This is a genomic window from Nocardioides furvisabuli, assembly GCF_021083185.1.
In the GTDB taxonomy this organism is placed as follows: domain Bacteria; phylum Actinomycetota; class Actinomycetes; order Propionibacteriales; family Nocardioidaceae; genus Nocardioides; species Nocardioides furvisabuli.
In genome coordinates, this window is record NZ_JAIGQB010000002.1 from 594,431 (window position 1) to 613,688 (window position 19,258).

At 72.5% G+C, this 19,258-nt stretch carries 23 protein-coding genes; 6 read left to right on the forward strand and 17 right to left on the reverse strand.

What is annotated here, in order from left to right; genetic code table 11:
* Nucleotides 1–9: 9 nt before the first annotated feature.
* The 3 genes from pruA to K4G59_RS06115 are packed head-to-tail and all read right to left on the reverse strand — an operon-like array spanning nucleotide 10 to nucleotide 3,468.
* Complete coding sequence (pruA, locus tag K4G59_RS06105) at nucleotides 10–1,650, reverse strand: L-glutamate gamma-semialdehyde dehydrogenase (protein WP_231250066.1); 1,641 nt, start codon at nucleotides 1,648–1,650, stop codon at nucleotides 10–12.
* Nucleotides 1,651–1,696: 46 nt separating this feature from the next.
* Nucleotides 1,697–2,041, reverse strand: a complete 345-nt coding sequence (locus K4G59_RS06110; protein ID WP_231250067.1) for a DUF6912 family protein — start codon at nucleotides 2,039–2,041, stop codon at nucleotides 1,697–1,699.
* Nucleotides 2,038–3,468: a wax ester/triacylglycerol synthase family O-acyltransferase gene (locus K4G59_RS06115; RefSeq protein ID WP_231250068.1), complete on the reverse strand. Its 1,431-nt coding sequence runs from the start codon at nucleotides 3,466–3,468 to the stop codon at nucleotides 2,038–2,040. Before K4G59_RS06115 ends, K4G59_RS06110 begins: the two co-directional genes overlap by 4 nt.
* A gap of 150 nt (nucleotides 3,469–3,618) precedes the next feature.
* Here K4G59_RS06115 and K4G59_RS06120 point away from each other — a divergent pair, with 150 nt between their 5' ends.
* Both K4G59_RS06120 and K4G59_RS06125 read left to right on the forward strand, forming a co-directional pair.
* Complete coding sequence (locus tag K4G59_RS06120) at nucleotides 3,619–4,074, forward strand: hypothetical protein (RefSeq protein ID WP_231250069.1); 456 nt, start codon at nucleotides 3,619–3,621, stop codon at nucleotides 4,072–4,074.
* On the forward strand, nucleotides 4,071–5,405 hold the full coding sequence (locus K4G59_RS06125) for a hypothetical protein (RefSeq protein ID WP_231250070.1): 1,335 nt from the start codon (nucleotides 4,071–4,073) through the stop codon (nucleotides 5,403–5,405). The genes K4G59_RS06120 and K4G59_RS06125 overlap by 4 nt, the downstream gene beginning before the upstream one ends.
* On the opposite strand, the gene K4G59_RS06130 is transcribed toward K4G59_RS06125, so the two are convergent.
* From K4G59_RS06130 to K4G59_RS06140, 3 genes are read right to left on the reverse strand one after another with little or no spacing between them, the layout of a single operon-like run.
* Nucleotides 5,384–6,262, reverse strand: coding sequence for a calcium-binding protein (locus tag K4G59_RS06130; RefSeq protein WP_231250071.1), 879 nt, complete (start codon nucleotides 6,260–6,262; stop codon nucleotides 5,384–5,386). The genes K4G59_RS06125 and K4G59_RS06130 overlap by 22 nt on opposite strands.
* 54 nt (nucleotides 6,263–6,316) lie before the next feature.
* Nucleotides 6,317–7,600, reverse strand: a complete 1,284-nt coding sequence (locus K4G59_RS06135) for a CpaE/TadZ family protein (protein ID WP_231250072.1) — start codon at nucleotides 7,598–7,600, stop codon at nucleotides 6,317–6,319.
* A 4-nt stretch (nucleotides 7,601–7,604) separates the two neighbouring features.
* A complete protein-coding gene (locus K4G59_RS06140) occupies nucleotides 7,605–8,324 on the reverse strand; it encodes a hypothetical protein (RefSeq protein WP_231250073.1) in 720 nt (239 codons plus the stop codon).
* 100 nt (nucleotides 8,325–8,424) lie between these two features.
* On the opposite strand from K4G59_RS06140, the gene K4G59_RS06145 reads away from it, so the two are divergent.
* Nucleotides 8,425–8,676: a helix-turn-helix domain-containing protein gene (locus K4G59_RS06145; protein ID WP_231250074.1), complete on the forward strand. Its 252-nt coding sequence runs from the start codon at nucleotides 8,425–8,427 to the stop codon at nucleotides 8,674–8,676.
* On the opposite strand, the gene K4G59_RS06150 is transcribed toward K4G59_RS06145, so the two are convergent.
* From K4G59_RS06150 to sigE, 3 genes are read right to left on the reverse strand one after another with little or no spacing between them, the layout of a single operon-like run.
* Nucleotides 8,677–10,257, reverse strand: coding sequence for a trypsin-like peptidase domain-containing protein (locus tag K4G59_RS06150; protein ID WP_231250075.1), 1,581 nt, complete (start codon nucleotides 10,255–10,257; stop codon nucleotides 8,677–8,679).
* Nucleotides 10,254–10,769, reverse strand: coding sequence for an anti-sigma factor family protein (locus tag K4G59_RS06155; protein WP_231250076.1), 516 nt, complete (start codon nucleotides 10,767–10,769; stop codon nucleotides 10,254–10,256). The genes K4G59_RS06150 and K4G59_RS06155 overlap by 4 nt, the downstream gene beginning before the upstream one ends.
* Nucleotides 10,766–11,356: an RNA polymerase sigma factor SigE gene (gene sigE / locus K4G59_RS06160; protein WP_231250077.1), complete on the reverse strand. Its 591-nt coding sequence runs from the start codon at nucleotides 11,354–11,356 to the stop codon at nucleotides 10,766–10,768. The genes K4G59_RS06155 and sigE overlap by 4 nt, the downstream gene beginning before the upstream one ends.
* Nucleotides 11,357–11,579: 223 nt before the next feature.
* On the opposite strand from sigE, the gene K4G59_RS06165 reads away from it, so the two are divergent.
* Nucleotides 11,580–12,239 (forward strand): O-methyltransferase, encoded by a 660-nt coding sequence (locus K4G59_RS06165; protein ID WP_231250078.1) that lies wholly within the window; start codon nucleotides 11,580–11,582, stop codon nucleotides 12,237–12,239.
* 20 nt (nucleotides 12,240–12,259) lie between these two features.
* On the opposite strand, the gene K4G59_RS06170 is transcribed toward K4G59_RS06165, so the two are convergent.
* Genes K4G59_RS06170 through K4G59_RS06180 form a run of 3 tightly spaced genes read right to left on the reverse strand, consistent with a single transcriptional unit; the run spans nucleotide 12,260 to nucleotide 14,317 of the window.
* Nucleotides 12,260–12,598: a hypothetical protein gene (locus K4G59_RS06170; RefSeq protein WP_231250079.1), complete on the reverse strand. Its 339-nt coding sequence runs from the start codon at nucleotides 12,596–12,598 to the stop codon at nucleotides 12,260–12,262.
* A gap of 16 nt (nucleotides 12,599–12,614) precedes the next feature.
* Nucleotides 12,615–14,147, reverse strand: a complete 1,533-nt coding sequence (locus K4G59_RS06175; RefSeq protein WP_231250080.1) for a leucyl aminopeptidase family protein — start codon at nucleotides 14,145–14,147, stop codon at nucleotides 12,615–12,617.
* A gap of 2 nt (nucleotides 14,148–14,149) precedes the next feature.
* Nucleotides 14,150–14,317, reverse strand: a complete 168-nt coding sequence (locus K4G59_RS06180) for a DUF3117 domain-containing protein (protein ID WP_082587569.1) — start codon at nucleotides 14,315–14,317, stop codon at nucleotides 14,150–14,152.
* Between the two features lie 184 nt (nucleotides 14,318–14,501).
* Between K4G59_RS06180 and K4G59_RS06185 the strand changes: the two genes are divergently transcribed.
* Nucleotides 14,502–15,299: an enoyl-CoA hydratase/isomerase family protein gene (locus K4G59_RS06185; protein ID WP_231250081.1), complete on the forward strand. Its 798-nt coding sequence runs from the start codon at nucleotides 14,502–14,504 to the stop codon at nucleotides 15,297–15,299.
* A gap of 3 nt (nucleotides 15,300–15,302) precedes the next feature.
* On the opposite strand, the gene K4G59_RS06190 is transcribed toward K4G59_RS06185, so the two are convergent.
* From K4G59_RS06190 to dapE, 5 genes are read right to left on the reverse strand one after another with little or no spacing between them, the layout of a single operon-like run.
* Nucleotides 15,303–16,034, reverse strand: coding sequence for a M14 family zinc carboxypeptidase (locus K4G59_RS06190; RefSeq protein ID WP_231250082.1), 732 nt, complete (start codon nucleotides 16,032–16,034; stop codon nucleotides 15,303–15,305).
* Nucleotides 16,035–16,057: 23 nt separating this feature from the next.
* Nucleotides 16,058–16,480, reverse strand: a complete 423-nt coding sequence (locus tag K4G59_RS06195) for a hypothetical protein (protein WP_231250083.1) — start codon at nucleotides 16,478–16,480, stop codon at nucleotides 16,058–16,060.
* A gap of 16 nt (nucleotides 16,481–16,496) precedes the next feature.
* The gene (locus K4G59_RS06200) at nucleotides 16,497–16,805 is read right to left on the reverse strand and encodes a DivIVA domain-containing protein (RefSeq protein WP_231250084.1); all 309 of its coding nucleotides are present in this window, start codon (nucleotides 16,803–16,805) and stop codon (nucleotides 16,497–16,499) included.
* On the reverse strand, nucleotides 16,802–17,572 hold the full coding sequence (locus tag K4G59_RS06205) for an LOG family protein (protein WP_231250085.1): 771 nt from the start codon (nucleotides 17,570–17,572) through the stop codon (nucleotides 16,802–16,804). The genes K4G59_RS06200 and K4G59_RS06205 overlap by 4 nt, the downstream gene beginning before the upstream one ends.
* Nucleotides 17,569–18,633: a succinyl-diaminopimelate desuccinylase gene (gene dapE / locus K4G59_RS06210; protein WP_231250086.1), complete on the reverse strand. Its 1,065-nt coding sequence runs from the start codon at nucleotides 18,631–18,633 to the stop codon at nucleotides 17,569–17,571. Before dapE ends, K4G59_RS06205 begins: the two co-directional genes overlap by 4 nt.
* 130 nt (nucleotides 18,634–18,763) lie before the next feature.
* On the opposite strand from dapE, the gene K4G59_RS06215 reads away from it, so the two are divergent.
* Complete coding sequence (locus K4G59_RS06215) at nucleotides 18,764–19,249, forward strand: quercetin 2,3-dioxygenase (protein WP_231250087.1); 486 nt, start codon at nucleotides 18,764–18,766, stop codon at nucleotides 19,247–19,249.
* The last annotated feature ends 9 nt before the right edge of the window (nucleotides 19,250–19,258 follow it).

The following is a 19,258-nucleotide window of genomic DNA, read 5'->3' on the forward strand; positions in this document are numbered from 1 at the left end:
AGGGCGACCTCAGCCCTGGTGCGGGTAGAGGTGCTCCTTCGGCGGCACGAACGTCTCCTTGATCGAGCGCGGCGAGGTCCAGCGCAGCAGGTTGACCGCGGCGCCGGCCTTGTCGTTGGTGCCCGATGCCCGGCCACCGCCGAACGGCTGCTGGCCCACGACCGCGCCGGTCGGCTTGTCGTTGATGTAGAAGTTGCCGGCCGCGAAGCGCAGCGTCTCGCGCGCCCACGCGATGGCCGCACGGTCCTGGGCGATGATCGCCCCGGTGAGGGCGTACGGCGCGAACGACTCCATCTGCGCCACGACCTTCTCGAAGCCGGCCTGTCCGGAGGTGTCGTCGTAGACGTGGACCGCGAGGATCGGGCCGAAGTACTCCTCGGAGAACATCTGGTCGCTCGGGTCGGTGGACTCCACGATCGTCGGGCGCACGAAGTAGCCGACCGAGTCGTCGACCTGGCCGCCGGCCAGCACGGTGAGGTGCTTGTTGCGCTTCGCCCGCGCGATCGCCGCCTTGTGCTTGGCGAAGGCCCGGTCGTCGATGACCGCACCCATGAAGTTGGTGAGGTCGGTGACATCACCCATCGCGAGCGCCTCGGTGTCGGCGATCAGCTGGTCCTTGATCTTCACCCAGACCGAGCGCGGGACGTAGGCGCGTGAGGCGGCCGAGCACTTCTGGCCCTGGAACTCGAAGGCGCCGCGGATCATCGCGACCCGCAGCACGTCGGGGTCGGCGGAGGGGTGCGCGACGATGAAGTCCTTGCCGCCGGTCTCGCCGACGATGCGCGGGTAGGTGCGGTAGCCGGAGATGTTGGCGCCGACCGTGCCCCACAGGTGCTGGAACGTCGGGGTGGAGCCGGTGAAGTGGATGCCGGCGAGGTCGCGGTGCGCCAGGGCGACCTTGGAGACGTCGAGGCCGTCGCCGGGGAGCATGTTGATGACGCCGGGGGGCATGCCGGCCTCCTCGAGCAGCTCCATCGTCAGCGAGGCGGCCAGCTGCTGGGTCGGCGAGGGCTTCCACAGGACCGTGTTGCCCATCAGCGCCGGGGCGGTGGGCAGGTTGCCGGCGATCGCGGTGAAGTTGAACGGCGTGATCGCGTAGACGAAGCCCTCGAGCGGGCGGTGGTCGGTGCGGTTCCAGATGCCGGGGCTGTTGGCGATCGGCTGGTCGGTGAGGATCTGCTTGGCGTAGTGGACGTTGAAGCGCCAGAAGTCGATCAGCTCGCACGCGGCGTCGATCTCGGCCTGGAAGGCCGTCTTGGACTGGCCGAGCATGGTCGCGGCGTTGAGGCGCTGGCGCCACGGCCCGGCGAGCAGGTCGGCGGCCTTGAGCAGGATCGCGCAGCGCTCGTCGAAACCCATCGCGCGCCAGTCCGGGGCAGCGTCGGTCGCGGCCCTGACCGCCGCCTCGGCGTCCTTGGTCGTGGAGTTCTTCAAGGTGCCGAGGACGTGGGCGTGGTCGTGGGGCTGCACGACCTTGATCTCCGCGCCCCCACCGTTGCGTCGCTTCCCACCGATCACGGCGCGGAAGGAGTGCTGCTTCTTCTCCAGCGCGGCGATCTCGGTGAGGAGCGCCTCACGCTCCGCGCTGCCGGGGGCGTAGGTCAGGTTCGGCTCGTTGGTCGGAGCCGGCGGGAAGGTGATCGCGTCCATGGCACTGATCGTGTCAGAGACCGAGCAGCGCCTCCAAGTGCCTGGGTCAGCGAGCGGCGAGGAGGTCGCCGACCTCCTGCGTCGCCCACCAGGCGAGGTCGTCGTCGGGGTGCGCGTCGTCGCGGTCGTCGACGTGCACGGCCACCACGTCACGCCAGGTCGCGGGCGCGTCGGTGGTGGCCGTCTCCACGACCACCACCACCCGGCGACGCTGCCCGTCGGGCAGTCCCGCCACCAGCTCCGCGGAGACGTCCGCGGCGGTCATCAGGGCGGCGTACTCGCTCTCCTCGCCGTCGTCCTCGGCCGGGACGGGGTCGACGAGGGACGGGCCCTCGCGCTCCCAGTCCTCTGTCAGCTTCATCAGGGTGCTGGGCAGGTAGCGACGGGTCACTTCTTGCGTCCTCGGGGTGCGCGCGGGCGCGAGTCGGAGGCGGAGTCCTTGAGCTCCTCCAGCGACTCGAGCACGCACTGGCCGAGCGTGTCCGCGTCGGCGACGGCGTCACGGTCCGCGGTGATGCCGTAGAACACCCCGCCGTCGTAGGACGTCACACCGATGGCCAGCGGGTGGTCGGGCAGGAGCGGGTGGACCGGGTAGGACTCCAGCATCCGTGCACCGTCGGCGTAGAGCGGGAACTGCGGGCCCGGCACGTTGGTGATCGAGACGTGGAAGCCGTGGCGCAGCTCGGCGGCGGCCAGTCGCGAGCCGAGGGCGTGGAAGGTCGTCGGGGCGAAGCCTGCGATGCCGGAGAGCCTCCGCGCCGAGACGTTGCGGCCGTTGTCGCGGTGGGCCTTGAGGTCGTAGCTCACCTGGTGCAGGCGCACGACCGGGCTCGCCTCGCTGACCGGCAGGTTGACGAGGTGGCCGGTGATCTGGGTGCCGAGCGAGGTGGCCTCGAGCTCGTCGTCGATGACCGACATCGGCACGATCGCCTTGATGGTCCGAAGACCTGCCATCGACTCCGCGCGTGCCATCAGCCAGCCACGCAGACCGCCGGCGATCGTGGCGAGGATGACGTCGTTGACGGTGCCGCCGTGGACCTCGCGGATCGTGCGGTAGTCGGCCAGCTCGGTGCGCACGGCGACGAAGCGGCGCTGCTGCGAGAGCTTGCGGTGCACCGGCGTGGAGTGCACCGGGCCGCGCCCGGCGAGCGCGCTCGCGACCTCCGCGACGCGGGCGCCGGAGGCCGAGGCTTGCCGCCCGACCGCCTCGGCGTTGGCCCGGGTCGTCGACCACAGCGTGCGGGGGCTCTCGAGGCTGTCGGTCACCGCGTTGAGCGCGACCGCCACCGGACCGGCCGTGCGCCGGGGGCGCCAGTCGTCGTCGTGCCCGAGGGTCGAGCGGTCGGGCGAGGTGTCGAGCAGCACCTGCCCGATGTCCACGGTCTCGCGACCGTCGACGAGGATCTGGTGGCTCTTGGTGAGCAGTGCGATCCGTCCGTGGGCCAGGCCCTCGACGAAGTAGCACTCCCACAGCGGACGGCTGCGGTCGAGCGGGCGCGAGGCGATGCGGGCGACGAGCTCGCGGAGCTGGTCCATCGTGCCCGGACGCGGCAGCGCGGAGCGGCGCACGTGGTAGCCGAGGTCGAAGTTCTCGTCGTCCACCCAGGCCGGGTTGGCCAGCCGCCCCGGCACCACCTGCAGCCGCTGGCGGTAGCGCGGCACGAACGCGATGCGGTCGGCGATCAGCTCGACCAGCCGGTCGTGGTCGAAGCCGGAGTCGCCCGGGTCGAAGATCTCGACCGTGGCGTTGTGCATGGGCGTCGTCGGGGACTCGGCGGCCAGGATCGCCAGGTCCCGCGCCCCGAGCCGATCACTCATGCACGTGCTCGCTGCGCTCGCTCATGGGGTTCGCCCCTTCCTGAGGCCGAGTCGTCGTTGGCTTGTCCCGCATGGGATTCTGGCAGAGGCGCGGGCACGGCGTGAGCCGTGGCCACCGCCACTCGTGGAAGAGCCTGAAGGAGAAGCCCTGTGTCCGGTCGCGGTCTCGCGCGCCTCGTCCCCCTCGTCCTCGTCCTCGCCGGGAGCCTCAGCGCCTGCGGTGAGGACGCCGATCCCTCGACCGGCAGCCCGGCGGCGAGCGAGTCTCCCAGCTCCTCGACCAGCTCCTCGACCAGCTCCTCGACCCCCGAGGACGAGTCCGGCGGCGACGACACCGAGGGCGACACCGTGACCCTCGAGGTGACCCGCGAGGGTGACACCTTCACGCCGAACGGTGAGCGCGTCGAGCTCGCCGTCGGCCAGACGCTCGTCCTGCGGCTCACCGCCGACGAGGCCGGCGGGCTCCACGTCCACAGCACCCCGGAGCAGGACCTGGTCTACGAGGCCGGTACCTCCGAGCACGAGATCACCGTCGACCGTCCCGGCGTGGTCGAGGTCGAGAGCCACGACCCCGACTCGATCGTGCTCCAGCTCGAAGTCCGTTGAGCCCGGGCGCCGGCGGCGCGATCTCGGCCCACGGGCTGGGCGGCGCCAAGGACCTCCCGATCCCCTCCGAGCTGGCCATCGCCGGCGCGGTCGCCGCGCTGGTCGTCTCCTTCACCGTCCTGGCGGTCGCGTGGCGTGAGCCGCGCTACGACGCCGCGACCAGCGGCAGGCCGGCACCCGCCTGGCTCGACCGGCTCGTGTCCTCGCAGGCGTCGACCGTCGCCGCCCGGGTGCTGGGCATGGCGTTCTTCCTCTACGTCGGGGCCGCGGCCGTCTTCGGCAAGGACAGCCTCATCAATCCCTTCCTCGGCACCTTCTACGTGCTGCTGTGGGTCGGGCTGGTCCCCGCGTCCCTGGTGTTCGGCGAGTTCTTCAAGGCCGTGAGCCCGGCCCGAACGATCGCGATGCTCTTCGCCAGGATCTCCGGCGTCCCCGGGGGACAGGGCCTGTACGCCTACCCCGCGCGCCTGGGCTACTGGCCCGCGGCGGCGGGGCTCTTCGCCTTCGTATGGCTCGAGCTGGTCTACCCCGGCTCCACCGACCTGGGCCCTGTGCGTCTGTGGGTCGCGGCCTACCTCGGCATCATGCTGATCGGCTCCGCAGTGTGGGGCACGACGTTCCTCGCCCGTGCCGACCCGTTCGAGGTCTACTCCTCTCTCGTCGCCAAGCTGTCGGTCTGGGGCCGCCGCGACGGGGTGCTCGTGATCCGCAGCCCGCTCGCCAACCTCGACACGTTGGTCGCGCGCCCGGGCCTGGTCGCCGTCGTCGGCATCCTCCTCGGCAGCACGGCCTTCGACTCCTTCCGCGAGTCGACGCCGTGGCTCCAGCTCGTGCAGTCGATGTCGGCGTCACGGGTGCTGCCCGACACCCTGGCCCTGGTGTGCTTCTCCGCCGGCGTCGCACTGGTGCTGACGCTGGCCACGATGGCCACGGGCGTCACCAGCGAGACCCCGCGCCGGGCGCTGCCGGACCTCTTCGCCCACTCGGTCGTGCCGATCATCGTGGGCTACATCGTCGCCCACTACCTGACCTACTTCTTCGAGTACGGCCAGCAGACGCTGATCCAGCTGAGCGACCCGTTCAGCCGCGGTGACGACTACCTCGGCACGGCCGACCTGCAGATCAACTACTGGCTGTCGATGCACCCGACGTTCCTCGCGGTGACGAAGGTCGTGGCGGTCGCGCTCGGGCACGTCGTCGGTGTCGTCGCAGCACACGACCGCGCGATCAAGCTGCTCCCCCGGCGCCACCAGCTGACCGGTCAGCTCCCGCTGCTCGTGGCCATGGTCGGCTTCACCGTGGGCGGGCTCTACCTGTTGTTCGCAGCCTGACGCGCAGGAGGGGCGACCGGACCGTAGGGCCAGCCGGCCGGCAGCTCGGTCACGGTCATGACGAACTCGCAGGTGCCGTAGGGGTCCACGATGTCCAGCGGGTCGCGCCAGCCGACGAAGACGACCCGGTCGGACTGACCCTGCTCCTGGCCGCCGTCGTCGCATCGGATCTTGTCGACGAAGCCGTCGGGAAGGACGTAGATCGTGTCGTTGCCCTGCTCGGTGAAGACCTTGTCGGCGCCCGGGCCGAGGAAGACGACGTCGTCGCCCTCGTCGCCCTTGATCAGCCAGTCGTGGCCCTCGCCGTCGATGAGCACGTCGTTGCCGGCGCCGCCCTGGATGGCGCCGTCGTCACCCGGGCCACCGTCGATCCAGTCGTTGCCCGCGCCGCCGATCATCTTGTCGGAGCCCTCGCCGCCGATGAGGCGGTCGTCGCCGTCGTTTCCTCCGAGGAGGTCGTTGCCGGCCTCGCCGTAGACGGTGTCGTTGCCCTTGCTGGCAGCCAGGATGTCGTCACCCTCGCCGCCGTACATCACGTCGTCGCCCTGGCCGCCGTCGATCTTGTCGTCACCGAGGCCGCCCGCGGCCCAGTCGTCGCCGGGCTGCAGGGTGATCCAGTCGTTCCCGCCGTCGCCGTAGACGACGTCGTGGCCCTTGCCGGCGTAGATCGTGTCGTCACCACCGTAGCCGCGCACGCGGTCGCGGCCACCGAGGGACATGATCCGGTCCGCCTTGGCCCGACCCAGGATGACGTCGTTGGTCGTGGTGCCGCGCGCCACGGGCGCTGCGAGGGCCGGCGTGGCGGTCAGGGCAAGCGCCGTCAGGGCGAGGACGCCGGCGCGAGGGGTAGATATCACGTGGGTTCTCCTTGGAATCAGAACCCAATCTAAGTTAAATCTTGAGGTTTGGCGTCATTTTCGCCGGGTTGGCCTTCGGCGTGCGCGAGAGCTCCTCCTGACGCGCCGCTCCTCGGGCGTGACCGACTCCGGAAAGACCGCATCGGTGAGCGTGGCCAGGGCCTGCCCCAGCGCCGAGTCCCCGACGTCCCGCACCGGCAGCCCCGCCACCAGGGCACGGTCCAGACCAGGTCGGTCCTCGGGCAGGAAGTGCAGTCCCGCGGCCCGCGTGAACCCCTCGACCATGCCGGCGATCTCCTTCTCCGACCACCCGATCGAGGGGCGCATCCGGTTGACGACGACCCGCACCGGGGCGGCGTACGCCTGCGCGCGCAGGTCCACCAGCCCGCGGGCCAGCCGCGCCAGGCCGACCGGGTCGGCGGCGCCCACCACCACGATCTCGTCGGCCTGCTCGAGGGCGGTCAGCGTCAGGGCGTTGCGGCCGGGACGCCCACCGAAGTCGGACGCCGTGTCGTCCTCGAGGCAGAAGCCCGTGTCGACGACGACGTGGCCGAGGTCGCGCGAGCGCTCGAGGAGCTGCTCGACCTGCGCGGCCCGGACCTCGCGCCACCGGTCCGCCCGCGGGAGGCCGGTGACCACTGCGAGGTGGTCACCCATTCCTCGGCACACCGAGGGCAAGCGCTCTCCGAGGTGTCCGGCTGCCGCCAGCCGCGCCGCCGACAGCAGGCCCGAGACCTCGTCGAGGATCCCGAGCTGCTGGGCCACCGCACCCCCGTAGGGGTCGAGATCGGCCAGGACCACGTCCGTGTCGCGGCCCGCGAGCTCGCAGGCGACGTGGGTGGCGACGGTCGTCCGCCCCGGGGCGCCGGCGGGGCCCCAGACGGCCACCACCCGACCCCCTTCCGTCGCGGACGCCGCCGGGGTGAGGTCGGACCCCGGCCGGTCGGGTGCGGGGTCGGCGGGTCGCACCCCGGTGTCGGCCGCGTCCTCGACGACCACCACGACGTCGGGCAGCGTCGAGAGCTCCCCCGAGCCCACCACCGCAGCCACCCCCAACCGCTGAGCGCGTTCGCGGACGTCGACGTCGCTCGAGGCCGACGTGGTCACGGCGACCGGGCGCACGCCGTGGCGCCGCAGGTGCGACACCGATGCCGGGTCCAGCCCGGGGGCATCGAGGGACACGACCGCGACGTCGGCCTGCCCGCTGGACACCGCTGCGAGCAGGTCGTCCACGTCGACGCAGCGCTTGAGCACGACGACACCCGGGCGGGTCTCGAGGTCCGCCAGGGCGGGTGACTCCCAGGCCTCGCCCGCAGCCATGACGAGCACGCAGATCACGACCTCACCCCCGGCCGACGACCCGCACGCGGTCGTCACCGCTGGCCGCGAGGACGAGGCCGAGGGACTCGTCCTCGGCTGCGGGGACCGACAGCACCAGCTGCCGGCTGGTCGCGGAGGCGAAGGAGTCCGAGACGACGGGTGCGTCGAGCACGACGATGTCCTCGAGCACCGCCTCGGCGCCCGCACCGCGTCGTCCTCCGCCGGCGCCGAGAGCGGGGTCGCCGATCACCCAGACGTCGACCCGCGAGCCGCGGACCACGTCGGGCGGCACGTGCTCGGCGGCCACGGCGATCGACACCGCCACCGCGTCCTCGGCGGCGGCCTCCCCCAGTGCGGCTGCCGGCACGAGCTCGCCGGCCGCCAGCGGGCGGGTCAGCGTCAGGGCGGCCGGTAGCTCGTCGTCGACGGCGAGGTAGCGCCCACGGTCGAGGTCGTCGCCGAAGCGGATCCGCGTCGCCTCGAGGTCGTCGGCGTCCACCGTCTGGCCGGCGACGAGGTCGGTGGAGGCCGACCAGACCTGGGTCATGTCGTCGGCGCCGGCGAGGATCCGGGCGCCGGCGACGACCGAGCCGGTGACGAGGGCGACGCCGATCCACAGTCGCGGGTCGCGCCAGCCCGGAGGAGCGGCACGCGTCGCCGGCGGCACGTCGAGGCCGCCGGAGGTGCGGGCGGGACGGCGGGAGGAGTTGCGAGACAGGTTCCGAGACAGGTTCCGAGACACGGGGTCATCATTGCCACGCCGGGCGGAGTTCACACCTGTCTCTCCACAGGGGCTGGGAGGTCGGGCACGGGCGCCACCGCCTCGGTGGCACCATGACCCCATGGCCGACGACCCCCGCTTCCTGACGCTCGCCGACGTGGCCGAGGTGCTCAACACCTCGAGCGCGCAGGTCTACGCGCTCGTGCGTCGCGGCGACCTGCCGGCGATCAAGATCGGCGGGCGTGGCCAGTGGCGCGTGGAGCGGGTGCAGCTCGAGGACTTCATCCAGCGGATGTACGCCGAGACGCGCACCTTCGTCGACCAGCACCCCTTCGTCGAGGCGGACGCCGGGGCGGACCCGGCGAAGGACTGACTAGCCGACCTTGCCGTCGAGCTCGACCTGCACGACCCGTTCCTCGCCACCGCGCACGACCGACATCTCGACGGTCTCGCCCGGCAGGTGCGTGCGGATCGCCACGATGAGGGCGATGCCGTCGTTGACCGGCTGGTCGTCGACCGAGGTGATGACGTCGTCCTGCTGGAGGCCGGCGCGCTCGGCCGGGGTGTCGGGCATGACCTCGGTGATCGTCGCGCCCTCCGCGTCGGGCTCACCGCCGGTGCGGACCTGCGCCCCGATGACGGGGTACTCCGCCTTCCCGGTGCGCAGGATCTGGTCCACCGTCGTGCGGACCTGCTCGATCGGGATGGCGAAGCCCACGCCGATGTTGCCGGACTCGCCGGACGCACCGCCGGTGGTCGCGATGGCGGAGTTGACCCCCACCACCTCGCCGGCGAGGTTCACCAGCGGTCCGCCGGAGTTGCCCGGGTTGATCGCGGCGTCGGTCTGCACGGCGTTGATGTACGACGACTCGTCGTCGGACTCGCCCGACGTGGTGACCGGTCGGTTGAGGGCGCTGACGATGCCGGAGGTGACGGTCTGGCTCAGGCCGAGCGGGGCACCGAAGGCGACGACGGACTCACCGACGCGCAGCGCCTGGGACGCCCCGAGCGCGGCTGGCTCCAGCGACCCGGCGTCCTCGACGGTCAGCACGGCGAGGTCGTAGACCGCGCTGCGACCGAGCACGGTCGCCTCGCGGCGCTCACCCGCCTGGTCGATGACGACGATCGACCCGTCGTCCGCGGCAGCCGACGCGACGACGTGGTTGTTCGTGACCACGTGGCCGTCGCGGTCGAGCACGAACCCGGAGCCGGTGGCGCCGGCGGCCCGACCGTCGAGCTCGGCAAGGATCTGCACCGTGCTCGGAAGCAGCGCCTGCGCGACGGCCGAGACCGAGCCATTGTCGGCCTCGAGGGGCGCCGCGGCCTGCGTGCGCACCCCTCCGAGGCCGTTGTCGTTGGTGCCGCGCTGCGAGGCCAGCTCGTCCTGGAGCGCGCCGCCGGCGAGGCCTCCGAGGATCCCCACGACGAGGGCGAGGCACGCGACGGCCGGCCACACCCACAGCGGGAGCCGGCGGGTGGACGGATTCCGGGCGTAGGGAGACCGGGCATGGGACGACTGGCTGTAAGGATTCTGGCCGTAATGATTTTGGCCGTAGGGGGCCTGGCTGTAGGGGGCTTGGGCGTAGGGGGCCTGGGCGTAGGGGGCCTGGCCGTAGGGGGCCTGGCCGTAGGGGGCCTGGCCGTGACCGGACCACGGGCCGGGGCCCTGCCTCATCGGGACGGTCGGCGTGTCCGGCTCGTGGGGACGTTGCTCGGCGGACTCGCCGGGGGCCGCGGTCGGGAGCCGGTCGGAGGGCCCGTCGGCGGACGGGGGCGGACCGGCGAGCACGGCCTCGTCGTGGCCGTAGGGAAGACCGTCGGGCTGCACCGCCGACTCGGGCTCCTCGACCCGCGATGCGGGGTCGCGCCACCCCGCGAGGGGCTGCGTCGGGGCCGTCTCGTCGTGGGTCGGGTCGTCGTACGCCTGTTCGTCCGGCTCGCGCTCGTCGCTCACGGGGCAATCTTCTCCCGGATGGCCACGAGGCGCTCGGCCAGGGGCGTCCGGGAGGGTGGGACGGGCCCGCGGGCGGACCGGTCGTCGGCGTTGACCACCGGGGTCGCCGGCACGGTCGGGCGGCTGAGGTCGGTGGTCGGCGGGCGCGGGTCGACGCGGGGGGCGCCGGCGGCGCCGAGCACGAGGACACCGACGACGCAGGCGCTCGCCGCCCCGCCGCCGATGGCCACCAGGCCGCGGCGCGGACGGTGGCCCGCGACCGGGAAGGCGGCGGGCGTGAGCGGCGAGCCGGAGGCCGCAGCGCAGCGCCCGAGCAAGGAGGTCTTGAAGTCGTGGGAGGCCGACGAGTCGCCCATCGAGAGCTGGGCGAGCTGGGTCTTGACCCATCCCTCCTGCTCGACGAGGTCACGGCAGCTGTGGCACCCGTGGACGTGGCTCCAGCAGCGCTCCTCCTCCTCCGGCGCGAGGCGGCCGTCGAGCAGGGCACTGACGCGCGATCCGAGGTGGCTCATCCCGACACCGTCCCACGCGCCTGGTGAGGACCTGAGTAGCGCTGACGACCCTCGGTGGGCTCGCGGTGCGCGAGTGCCGTGCGCAGCATGGTGCGGCCGCGGTGGATGCGGGAGCGGACCGTGCCGAGCTTGGCGCCCATGATCGCGGCGATCTCCTCGTAGCTCAGGCCCTCCACGTCGCACAGCACGACCGCGGCGCGGAAGTCCGGCGGCAGCGTGGCGAGCGCGGTCTCGATGTCGTCGTCGAAGGTCCGGTCGGCGAAGGCCAGCTCCGGGGCCGGGGTCGTGCTGGTGAGTCGGGCTGCGCGCTCGTCGGACAGCGGGTCGAAGCGGATCCGCTGCTTGCGACGCGCACCGTCGAGGAAGAGGTTGGTGGTGATGCGGTGCAGCCATCCCTCGAACGTGCCGGGGGTGTAGGTGTCGAGCGAGCGGAAGACGCGCACGAACACCTCCTGGGTGAGGTCCTCGGCGTCGGGCCGGTTGCCGGTGAGGCGGTAGGCCAGGCGGAAGACGCGGTCGGAGTGCTCCTCGACGACCTCGTCCCAGGTCGGGACCTGGCTCGTGGTGGTGCCGACCTGCTCGCCCACGGGCGCTCCCTGGCTCGACTTCCTCGACCGCAGCTGCAACGGTTCGCTGTCCTTCCTGACGCTAGGCGTCACGCCTGAGAGTTCCCTGTGAACCTCATGCGGGCCACCCAAGAACTTCGGGGTCCGTCCACCCGCGGTCTCGCGGGCGCACTGCCTCCAACGAGCGGGGTGGTGCATGTGTTCCCGGCCACGCGCGACGTCGGGCGCGCGATAGAGTCCGCCCGTGCCCCACCACACCACCCCGATCAAGCCCGCGAGCTGGTCCTACGCCGAGTCGTTCGTGGCCGAGGACGAGATCCTGGCCGCCGCCCGCAGCCGTGCCGACGAGGTGGGCGTCTCGCCCGTCGGCCCCGGCGTGGGCGCCGCGCTGCGCTTCCTGGCCTCCGTGCTCGACGCGCGCGCCGTCGTGGAGATCGGCACCGGGACCGGCGTCTCCGGGCTCTGGCTGCTGCGCGGCATGCGCGCCGACGGCGTGCTGACGACGGTGGACATCGAGGCCGAGCACCAGCGCCTGGCCAAGGAGACGTTCACCGAGGCCGGGATCCCCGGCAACCGCGCCCGCACCATCGCCGGTGCCGGGCTCGACGTGCTCCCCCGCCTCACCGACGGCCACTACGACCTCGTCTTCTGCGACGGCGACAAGCGTGAGTACGCCGCCTACCTCAAGGAGGCGCTGCGCCTGCTGCGCCCCGGCGGCATCGTGGCCTTCGACAACGCCCTGTGGCACGACCGCGTCGCGGACCCGGCGCAGCGCGACGACGAGACCGTCACCATCCGCGAGCTCGGTCGCACGATCCTCGAGCACGAGGCGCTGGTGCCGGTGCTGCTGCCCGTCGGCGACGGGCTCCTGGCGGCCAAGAAGGAGTGGGCGCCGGAGGCCTGACCCGGGACCTCGGGCGGCGCTCAGGCGCGCGGTGCGGCGACGAAGCCGTCCCAGCCCTCGGCGACCGCGACGATGTCGCACGCCTCGATGAGGACCGGCGACGAGCCGATGATCCGCGACCCCGGCGACTCGTCCGCGCCGGCGGTGAAGCTGCGCTGGAACTCCTCGCGCGCCTCGTCGGTGGCGAAGACGTAGCAGCCCTCGAACCACTCCCCCGGCACGCACCGCCACGTCTTGAAGCGCAGTCCGGACATGCCGGTGAAGCGTGCGTGCGAGGTCTCGGCGACATAGGTCGCGAGCTCCTCCTCCACGCCCTCGGCAGCGTCGACCAGCGACCAGCGGACCGTCAGGCCGAGCATCAGCCGAGGCCCTGCATCAGGCGATCCCGGCCAGGGGGTCCTCGGAGCCCAGCCAGGCGAGCAGCAGGCGGGGCCCGAAGCCGCTGGGGCCGGCCGTCCACTCGTGGCGGTCGGCCGGGGACTCCGCGGCGGAGGCGAAGTCGACGTGCGCCCAGGGGACGTCACCGGCGAAGTGCTGGAGGAACAGGGCCGCGGTGATCGCGCCGGCGCCACCGGCGGCGTTGTCGCCGTCGGCGATCTTGGACGCGACCCGCTCCTCGTAGTCCTCGACCAGCGGCATCCGCCAGACGTTCTCGCCCGAGGCGGCGGCAGCGGACTCGACCTGCACGGCGAGTCCCTCGTGATTGGCGAAGTAGCCGCCGGTCCACTGCCCTAGCGAGACCTTCATCGCGCCGGTCAGGGTGGCGACGTCGACCAGGACGGTCGGCGCGAGCTCGGAGACGGCGTACGCCATCGCGTCGGCGAGGACGAGACGGCCCTCGGCGTCGGTGTTGTTGACCTCGGAGGTGCGTCCGCCGAAGTGGGTGATCACGTCACCGGGGCGCATGGCCGTGCCGCTGACGGCGTTCTCGGCCGCGGGGACCAGCCCGATGACGCGCACCGGGCAGTCGACGTCGCGCAGGGCGGCCATGGCGGCGATGACCGCGCCGCCGCCGCTCATGTCGCGCTTCATCGTCAGCATGCCCTCGCTGGGCTTGATGTCGAGACCACCGGTGTCGAAGGTGATGCCCTTGCCGACGAGGACGACGGTGGGGACCTTCTTCGTCGCCCCGCGGGGGGTGTAGTCCATGCGGATCAGCCGCGGCCCGTGGGCCGAGGCGCCGCCGACGGCGAGGATGCCGCCGAATCCCTCTTCGGCGAGCTGGTCGGTGTCCCAGACGCGCACCTCGAGACCTGCGGCCTCGCCGACCTCGACGGCCTGCTCGGCCAGCCACGCGGGCGTCTTCAGGTTCGCCGGGACCGTGGCCAGCGCCCGCGAGCGCCACCCGGCCCCACCGAGGGCGATCGCCCGGGCGAGCTCGTCGTCGGCACCGTCGTCGGTGACGTCGGCCAGCACGATGCGGGCGACCGGCCGCTCCCGCGGGCCGGTGGAGCGCCAGTGGAAGGCGAAGGAGCCCAGCATGGCCCCGACCACGAAGGCACCCAGCCCGTCCTCGGGCGCGATCGCCGCCACCGAGGTGACGACGCTGACGCGGTCCTTGGTCGCCCGCGCGAGGGCGGCACCGGCGCGCCGGAAGTCGGTCACCGAGGCCTCACCCACGCCGACGAGGAGCACGACGCTCACGTCGTCGGCCGACGGGAGGCCAGCCACGGGGACCGTGGTGACCTCACCCGTGCGCCCCGTGGCCCGGGCGGCCTCGAGCGCGGCGAGGAGGTCGGTCCCGAGGAGCTCCGAGGCCTCGTCGGCGCCGGGCCCGAGCAGGGGGCCGTCGTCGCCGGGAAGGACCGGGAAGGCCCAGACCTCGGCGCCACCGATCTGGTGGGGAAGCGCCGGGCTGAGGGCGAACTCGGGCGGGGAGACCTGCGTCGGCAGCTGGGGGTTGGCCACGATCAGCCGACGACGTCCTTGAGGGCGTCGCCGAGAGCGCGTGCCTCGTCGGCGTTCAGCTCGACGACCAGACGCCCACCGCCCTCGAGCGGGACGCGCATGACGATGCCGCGCCCCTCCTTGGTGACCTCGAGGGGTCCGTCGCCCGTGCGGGGCTTCATGGCGGCCATCGGCGCACCTCTTCCTGTTCTGCCATCGGTTCGGCGATGGTGGCTCATCACATGCGAATCGAGGCGGCTGAGTCGTGCCTGGCCACCTCGATCGGCGTCGTACTCCTCCATTATCCCCCATGGACGGCGTGATCGGCACCACAGGGCACCCGGACAGGCGAACTGCGTCGGGCAGACTGCCCCCATGACCAGCACTGCTCCCGTCCTCCTCGACGTCTCCGACGCCGTCGCGACCATCACCCTCAACCGGCCCGAGGCGATGAACGGCCTCGACGTCGCCACCAAGGACCTGCTCCTCGAGACCGTGCGACGCGTCGCCGACGACGCGAGCGTGCGCTGCGTCGTGCTCACCGGCAGCGGCCGCGCCTTCTGCGTGGGCCAGGACCTCAAGGAGCACCTCTCGGGCCTCACCGGCGAGGCCGACGTGCCGCTGTCGGACACGGTGGAGAAGCACTACAACCCGATCATGCTCGCGCTGTCCACGATGCCGAAGCCCGTGATCGCGGCGGTCAACGGCGTCGCCGCCGGCGCCGGGGCGAGCCTGGCCTTCGCCGCCGACTTCCGGATCCTGGTCGACACGGCCGGCTACAACACCTCCTTCGCCGGGGTCGCACTGTCGTGCGACACCGGGTCGAGCTGGACGCTGCCGCGCCTCGTGGGCCGCGCCAAGGCGCTGGAGCTGCTCTACTTCCCCCGCACCGTCCCGGCCGACGAGGCGCTCGAGCTGGGCCTGGCCACGCAGGTCGTGCCGGAGGCCGAGCTCGCCGCCACCGTCGGGCAGCTCGCGGCGCGACTCGCGGCGGGGCCGACCGTCGCGTTCGGCGCGATCCGGCAGGCAGTGGCGTACGCCGCCTCGCACCCGCTCGAGGAGTCGCTCGACTTCGAGGCGGAGAAGATGGCGCTCACCGGCGGCACCGAGGACCATCTCGCTGCGGTCACCGCCTTCATGGCCAAGGAGAAGCCGGCCTTCCGGGGCCGCTGAGCATCAGCCGCGCGAGGTGCGGTGCGCGCCGAGGGCGCCGAGCAGCTGCCGCGGGGCCTGGACGACCATCCGGTGGCGCGGGGGGCGCGCGCCGTACTCGACCGTGAGCGCCGAGCCGCGCATCCGGTGGTTGAACCACATCGTCATGGTGCCGTGGCAGAGCCCGCCGCAGTCGAGGGAGGTGCGCGGCAGGCGCAGGGCGCGGGCCAGGCGACGGGCGAACCGCGGGTCCTTGGTGTCGGTGTCGACACCATTGAGCGGCTGGTGGAAGCTCACCACCCGCACCGGGTCGATCTCCTCGAGGAACGCCATCACCGCCCGCGTCTCGGGCTCGCTGGCGGGCCCGGGGCCGGACTCGTAGCGCCCGTCGAGGTCCTTCCAGCGATGGGGGAAGTTGCGGTTGAGGTCGACGCCGCGGGCGTTGCGCCGGGTGCCGCGCGCCAACCCGTCGGGGTTGTAGGTCGGGACCACCCAGAGGTCGACGCCCCGGATCGCGCGTCCGTCGCGCAGCGTCTCCAGGATCGCCCGGGTGTGGGGCTCGTCGCCGTGCATCGTCGAGACGAGCACGATCCGGCGCCTGCCCGGCTCGCCGAGGCGCCAGGCGCGGATCGGCCGTCCCTCCACGGAGTGGCCGATGGTGCGCGCCTCGACCACCGCCGGGCGCTCGTCGGACGTGGCCCGTACGCCGCTTGCCGGCGAGGGCGTCACGAGGCCCGCGAGCAGGAGGCCGACCACGACCGTCGCCCGCCGACGTGGCATCAGACGGCGGCGGTCAGGTAGGCGTAGGTGAAGACCAGCACGCCGACCACCATGCCGAGGTGGGCCAGCAGGGAGAGGCCGGGCCCGTCGCTCCAGCTGTCGCCCGCCGCGGCCGGCACGTGCCGTCCCCGCGACGGCAGCCAGCGGGCCAGGATCAGCAGTCCGCAGATGGCGGTGACCCACCAGCAGGCGATCGCCACGATGCCGATGAGCGGGCCGCCGACGAAGGAGTCCTCGGGAGCCACCAGCACGCCCGACCACAGCACGAGCGCGAGCACGCCTGCCACGAAGTGGGCGAGCGGAACCCGCCTGCTGATCGCGAACTGGCCGGCCGCGCCGTCGCCCTTGAGACGGAGGCGGGTCAGCACGATCGCCACGGCGGCGAGGGCCGTGAGGATCCACACGACGATCGGGAACGACATGGCCGTGCAGTCTGCCCTAGTCGCGAAGCGGCTCGCCAGACGAGCCGTCGGCGTCGGGTCCGTCGCGGGTCCCGTCCTCGCGCCGGTCCTCGAGCTCGGTGGCCAGGCGCGCGAGCAGCGCGTCGACGTCGGACATCCGGTAGCCGCGCAGCGCGAGGGGGAACCGCACCCGGCGCAGGTCGCGCGCCTCCAGGGGGCGGTCCTCGGGCAGCGCGAGGTCGGGGCGGTCGTCGTACGCCGGCGCCATCGAGCCGCCGTGGCCGGAGGCCACCATCGCCACGCCGGCCATGGCGAGGACGATCAGCACCGCGAACAGCCACATCATTCGGGACGCTCCGGCGGTGGCGTGGGGAAGCGGTCCTCGCGGGCGGCGACCATCAGCGCCACGGCCTCGTCGACGTCGTCGGTCACCACGAGCATGTCGAGGTCCGCGGCGTTGATCTTGCCCTCGGCGAGCACGGTGCCCTGCAGCCAGTCGAGCAGGCCCTGCCAGTAGGACGTGCCGATCAGCACGATCGGGAACGAGGTGACCTTCTGGGTCTGCACCAGCGTGAGCGCCTCGAAGAGCTCGTCGAAGGTGCCGAGCCCGCCGGGCAGCACCACGAAGCCCTGGGAGTACTTGACGAACATCGTCTTGCGGGCGAAGAAGTAGCGGAAGTTGATGCCCTTGTCGACCCACTGGTTGAGGCCGGACTCGAAGGGCAGCTCGATGCCGAGGCCGACGCTCACTCCCCCGGCCTCGCAGGCGCCCTTGTTGGCCGCCTCCATCGCGCCGGGTCCACCGCCGGTGATCACTGCGAAGCCGGCCTCGGCCAGCTTGCGACCCGCCTCCTCACCGATCGCGTAGAACGGGTGATCGGCCGCGGTGCGGGCCGAGCCGAAGACAGCGATCGCGGGCCCGAGCTCGGCGAGCGCGCCGAAGCCCTCGACGAACTCGGCCTGGATGCGCAGCACCCGCCACGGGTCGGTGTGGACCCAGTCGCTGGGCCCGCGCGAGTCGAGCAGGCGCTGGTCGGTCGTCGACCCCTCCTCGACCTGGCTGCGGCGAGTCATGACGGGACCCTTCATCCGGTCGTGGGAGCGGTCGGTCATGCCAGCCAGTCCTTGAGCAGGCGCTCGCAGCGCTCGATGTGCTCGATCGGCACGTGCTCGTCCTGCTTGTGCGCGAACATCGGGTCGCCGGGGCCGAAGTTGACCGCCGGGATCCCGAGCTTGGTGAACTGCGCGACGTCGGTCCAGCCGAACTTCGGCGCGACCTCCCCGCCGACCACCTCGAGGAACTGCTTCGCCGCCGGGCGGTCGAGGCCGGGCATCGCACCTGCGGCGATGTCGGTCACCGTGACGTCGTACCCCTCGAAGAAGTCGCGGACGAACGCCTCGGCGTCGGCCTCGCTGCGGTCGGGGGCGAAGCGGAAGTTGACCTCGACCACGCACTCGTCCGGGATCACGTTGCCGGCGACGCCACCGCGGATGCCGGTGGCGTTGAGGCCCTCGTGGTAGATCAGGCCGTCGATCTCCGGCTCGCGCGCAACGTAGTCGTTGAGCCGCGCCAGCACCGGCCCGGCGAGGTGGATGGCGTTGACGCCCCTCCAGCTGCGCGCGCTGTGGCAGCGCTCGCCGGTGGTGCGGACGTCGACGCGCATGGTGCCCTGGCAGCCGGCCTCGACCGCGGCGTTGCTGGGCTCCATGAGGATCGCGAAGTCGGCCTCCAGCAGGTGCGGGTCGCTCTCGGTGAGCTTGCGCAGCCCGTTGTGGACCGAGTCGACCTCCTCGGCCTCGTAGAAGACGAAGGTCAGGTCGCGGTTGGGCTCGGGCACGTCGGCGGCGAGCTTCAGCATCACCGCGTCGCCGCCCTTCATGTCGCAGCTGCCGAGGCCGTGGAGGACGCCGCCCTCGAGGCGCGAGGGGAGGTTGTCGTTCAGCGGCACCGTGTCGAGGTGACCCGCGATCACGACGCGCTCGCCGCGGCCGAGCTCGGTGCGCGCCACGATCGTGTGGCCACGCCGGGTGACGACGAGGTGCGGGAGCCCGCGCAGGGCGGCCTCGACCGCGTCGGCGATCTCCTGCTCCTCGTGGGACACCGAGGAGATGTCGACGAGCTGCTGGGTGAGGGTGACGACGTCGGCGCCCAGGTCGATATCCATGTCGCCCATCTTGTCAGCGTGGGCCCGGCCGACCGGATCGCCTCCCCCATCTCGGGTAGGGCCGTCCATGGCAGACCGGTCGCCGGGGCCGGCTCCTAGCGTGGCGTGCATCGACGTCCGCGACAGGAAGGCGAGTCCCATGACCCTGCAGACCCCCCAGGTGCTCGGTCCCGGCGAGGGAGAGCACTGGCACTTCCTCAACACGCTGCAGACCTTGCTGGTCGGCGGCGACGACACCGACGGCGCGATGACGGCGCTCGAGTTCGAGGCCAGGCGCGGGTTCGGACCACCCCTGCACAGCCACGACCTGGAGGACGAGCTGTTCCGCGTGCTGGCAGGTGAGGTGCGCTTCGTCAGCGGCGACGTCGAGGCGGTCGTCGGTGAGGGCGCGACGGTCTTCCTGCCCAAGCAGCGCCCGCACCAGTTCCAGGTGCTCTCGCCGACCGCGCGCGTCTTCCAGGTCACCACCCCGGCCCAGTTCGACGACTTCGTCCGGACGCTCGGGGAGCCTGCGGAGGCGCCCGGGCTGCCCGAACCGACCGAGGTCGACGGAGAGCGGGTCGCACAGGTGTGCGCCCAGTTCCAGATCCAGGTGCTCGGTCCGCCACCGCCGCCGCTCGACTGAGTCCGGCCG

Coding starts and splice junctions, on each gene's coding strand:
- pruA (WP_231250066.1), bottom strand. CDS start 1,650: ATGGACGCGATCACCTTCCCGCCGGCTCCGACCAACGAGCCGAACCTG.
- K4G59_RS06115 (WP_231250068.1), bottom strand. CDS start 3,468: ATGAGTGATCGGCTCGGGGCGCGGGACCTGGCGATCCTGGCCGCCGAG.
- K4G59_RS06145 (WP_231250074.1), top strand. CDS start 8,425: ATGGCCGACGACCCCCGCTTCCTGACGCTCGCCGACGTGGCCGAGGTG.
- K4G59_RS06155 (WP_231250076.1), bottom strand. CDS start 10,769: ATGAGCCACCTCGGATCGCGCGTCAGTGCCCTGCTCGACGGCCGCCTC.
- K4G59_RS06170 (WP_231250079.1), bottom strand. CDS start 12,598: ATGCTCGGCCTGACGGTCCGCTGGTCGCTGGTCGACGCTGCCGAGGGC.
- K4G59_RS06180 (WP_082587569.1), bottom strand. CDS start 14,317: ATGGCCGCCATGAAGCCCCGCACGGGCGACGGACCCCTCGAGGTCACC.
- K4G59_RS06185 (WP_231250081.1), top strand. CDS start 14,502: ATGACCAGCACTGCTCCCGTCCTCCTCGACGTCTCCGACGCCGTCGCG.
- K4G59_RS06195 (WP_231250083.1), bottom strand. CDS start 16,480: ATGTCGTTCCCGATCGTCGTGTGGATCCTCACGGCCCTCGCCGCCGTG.
- K4G59_RS06200 (WP_231250084.1), bottom strand. CDS start 16,805: ATGATGTGGCTGTTCGCGGTGCTGATCGTCCTCGCCATGGCCGGCGTG.
- K4G59_RS06205 (WP_231250085.1), bottom strand. CDS start 17,572: ATGACCGACCGCTCCCACGACCGGATGAAGGGTCCCGTCATGACTCGC.
- dapE (WP_231250086.1), bottom strand. CDS start 18,633: ATGGGCGACATGGATATCGACCTGGGCGCCGACGTCGTCACCCTCACC.
- K4G59_RS06215 (WP_231250087.1), top strand. CDS start 18,764: ATGACCCTGCAGACCCCCCAGGTGCTCGGTCCCGGCGAGGGAGAGCAC.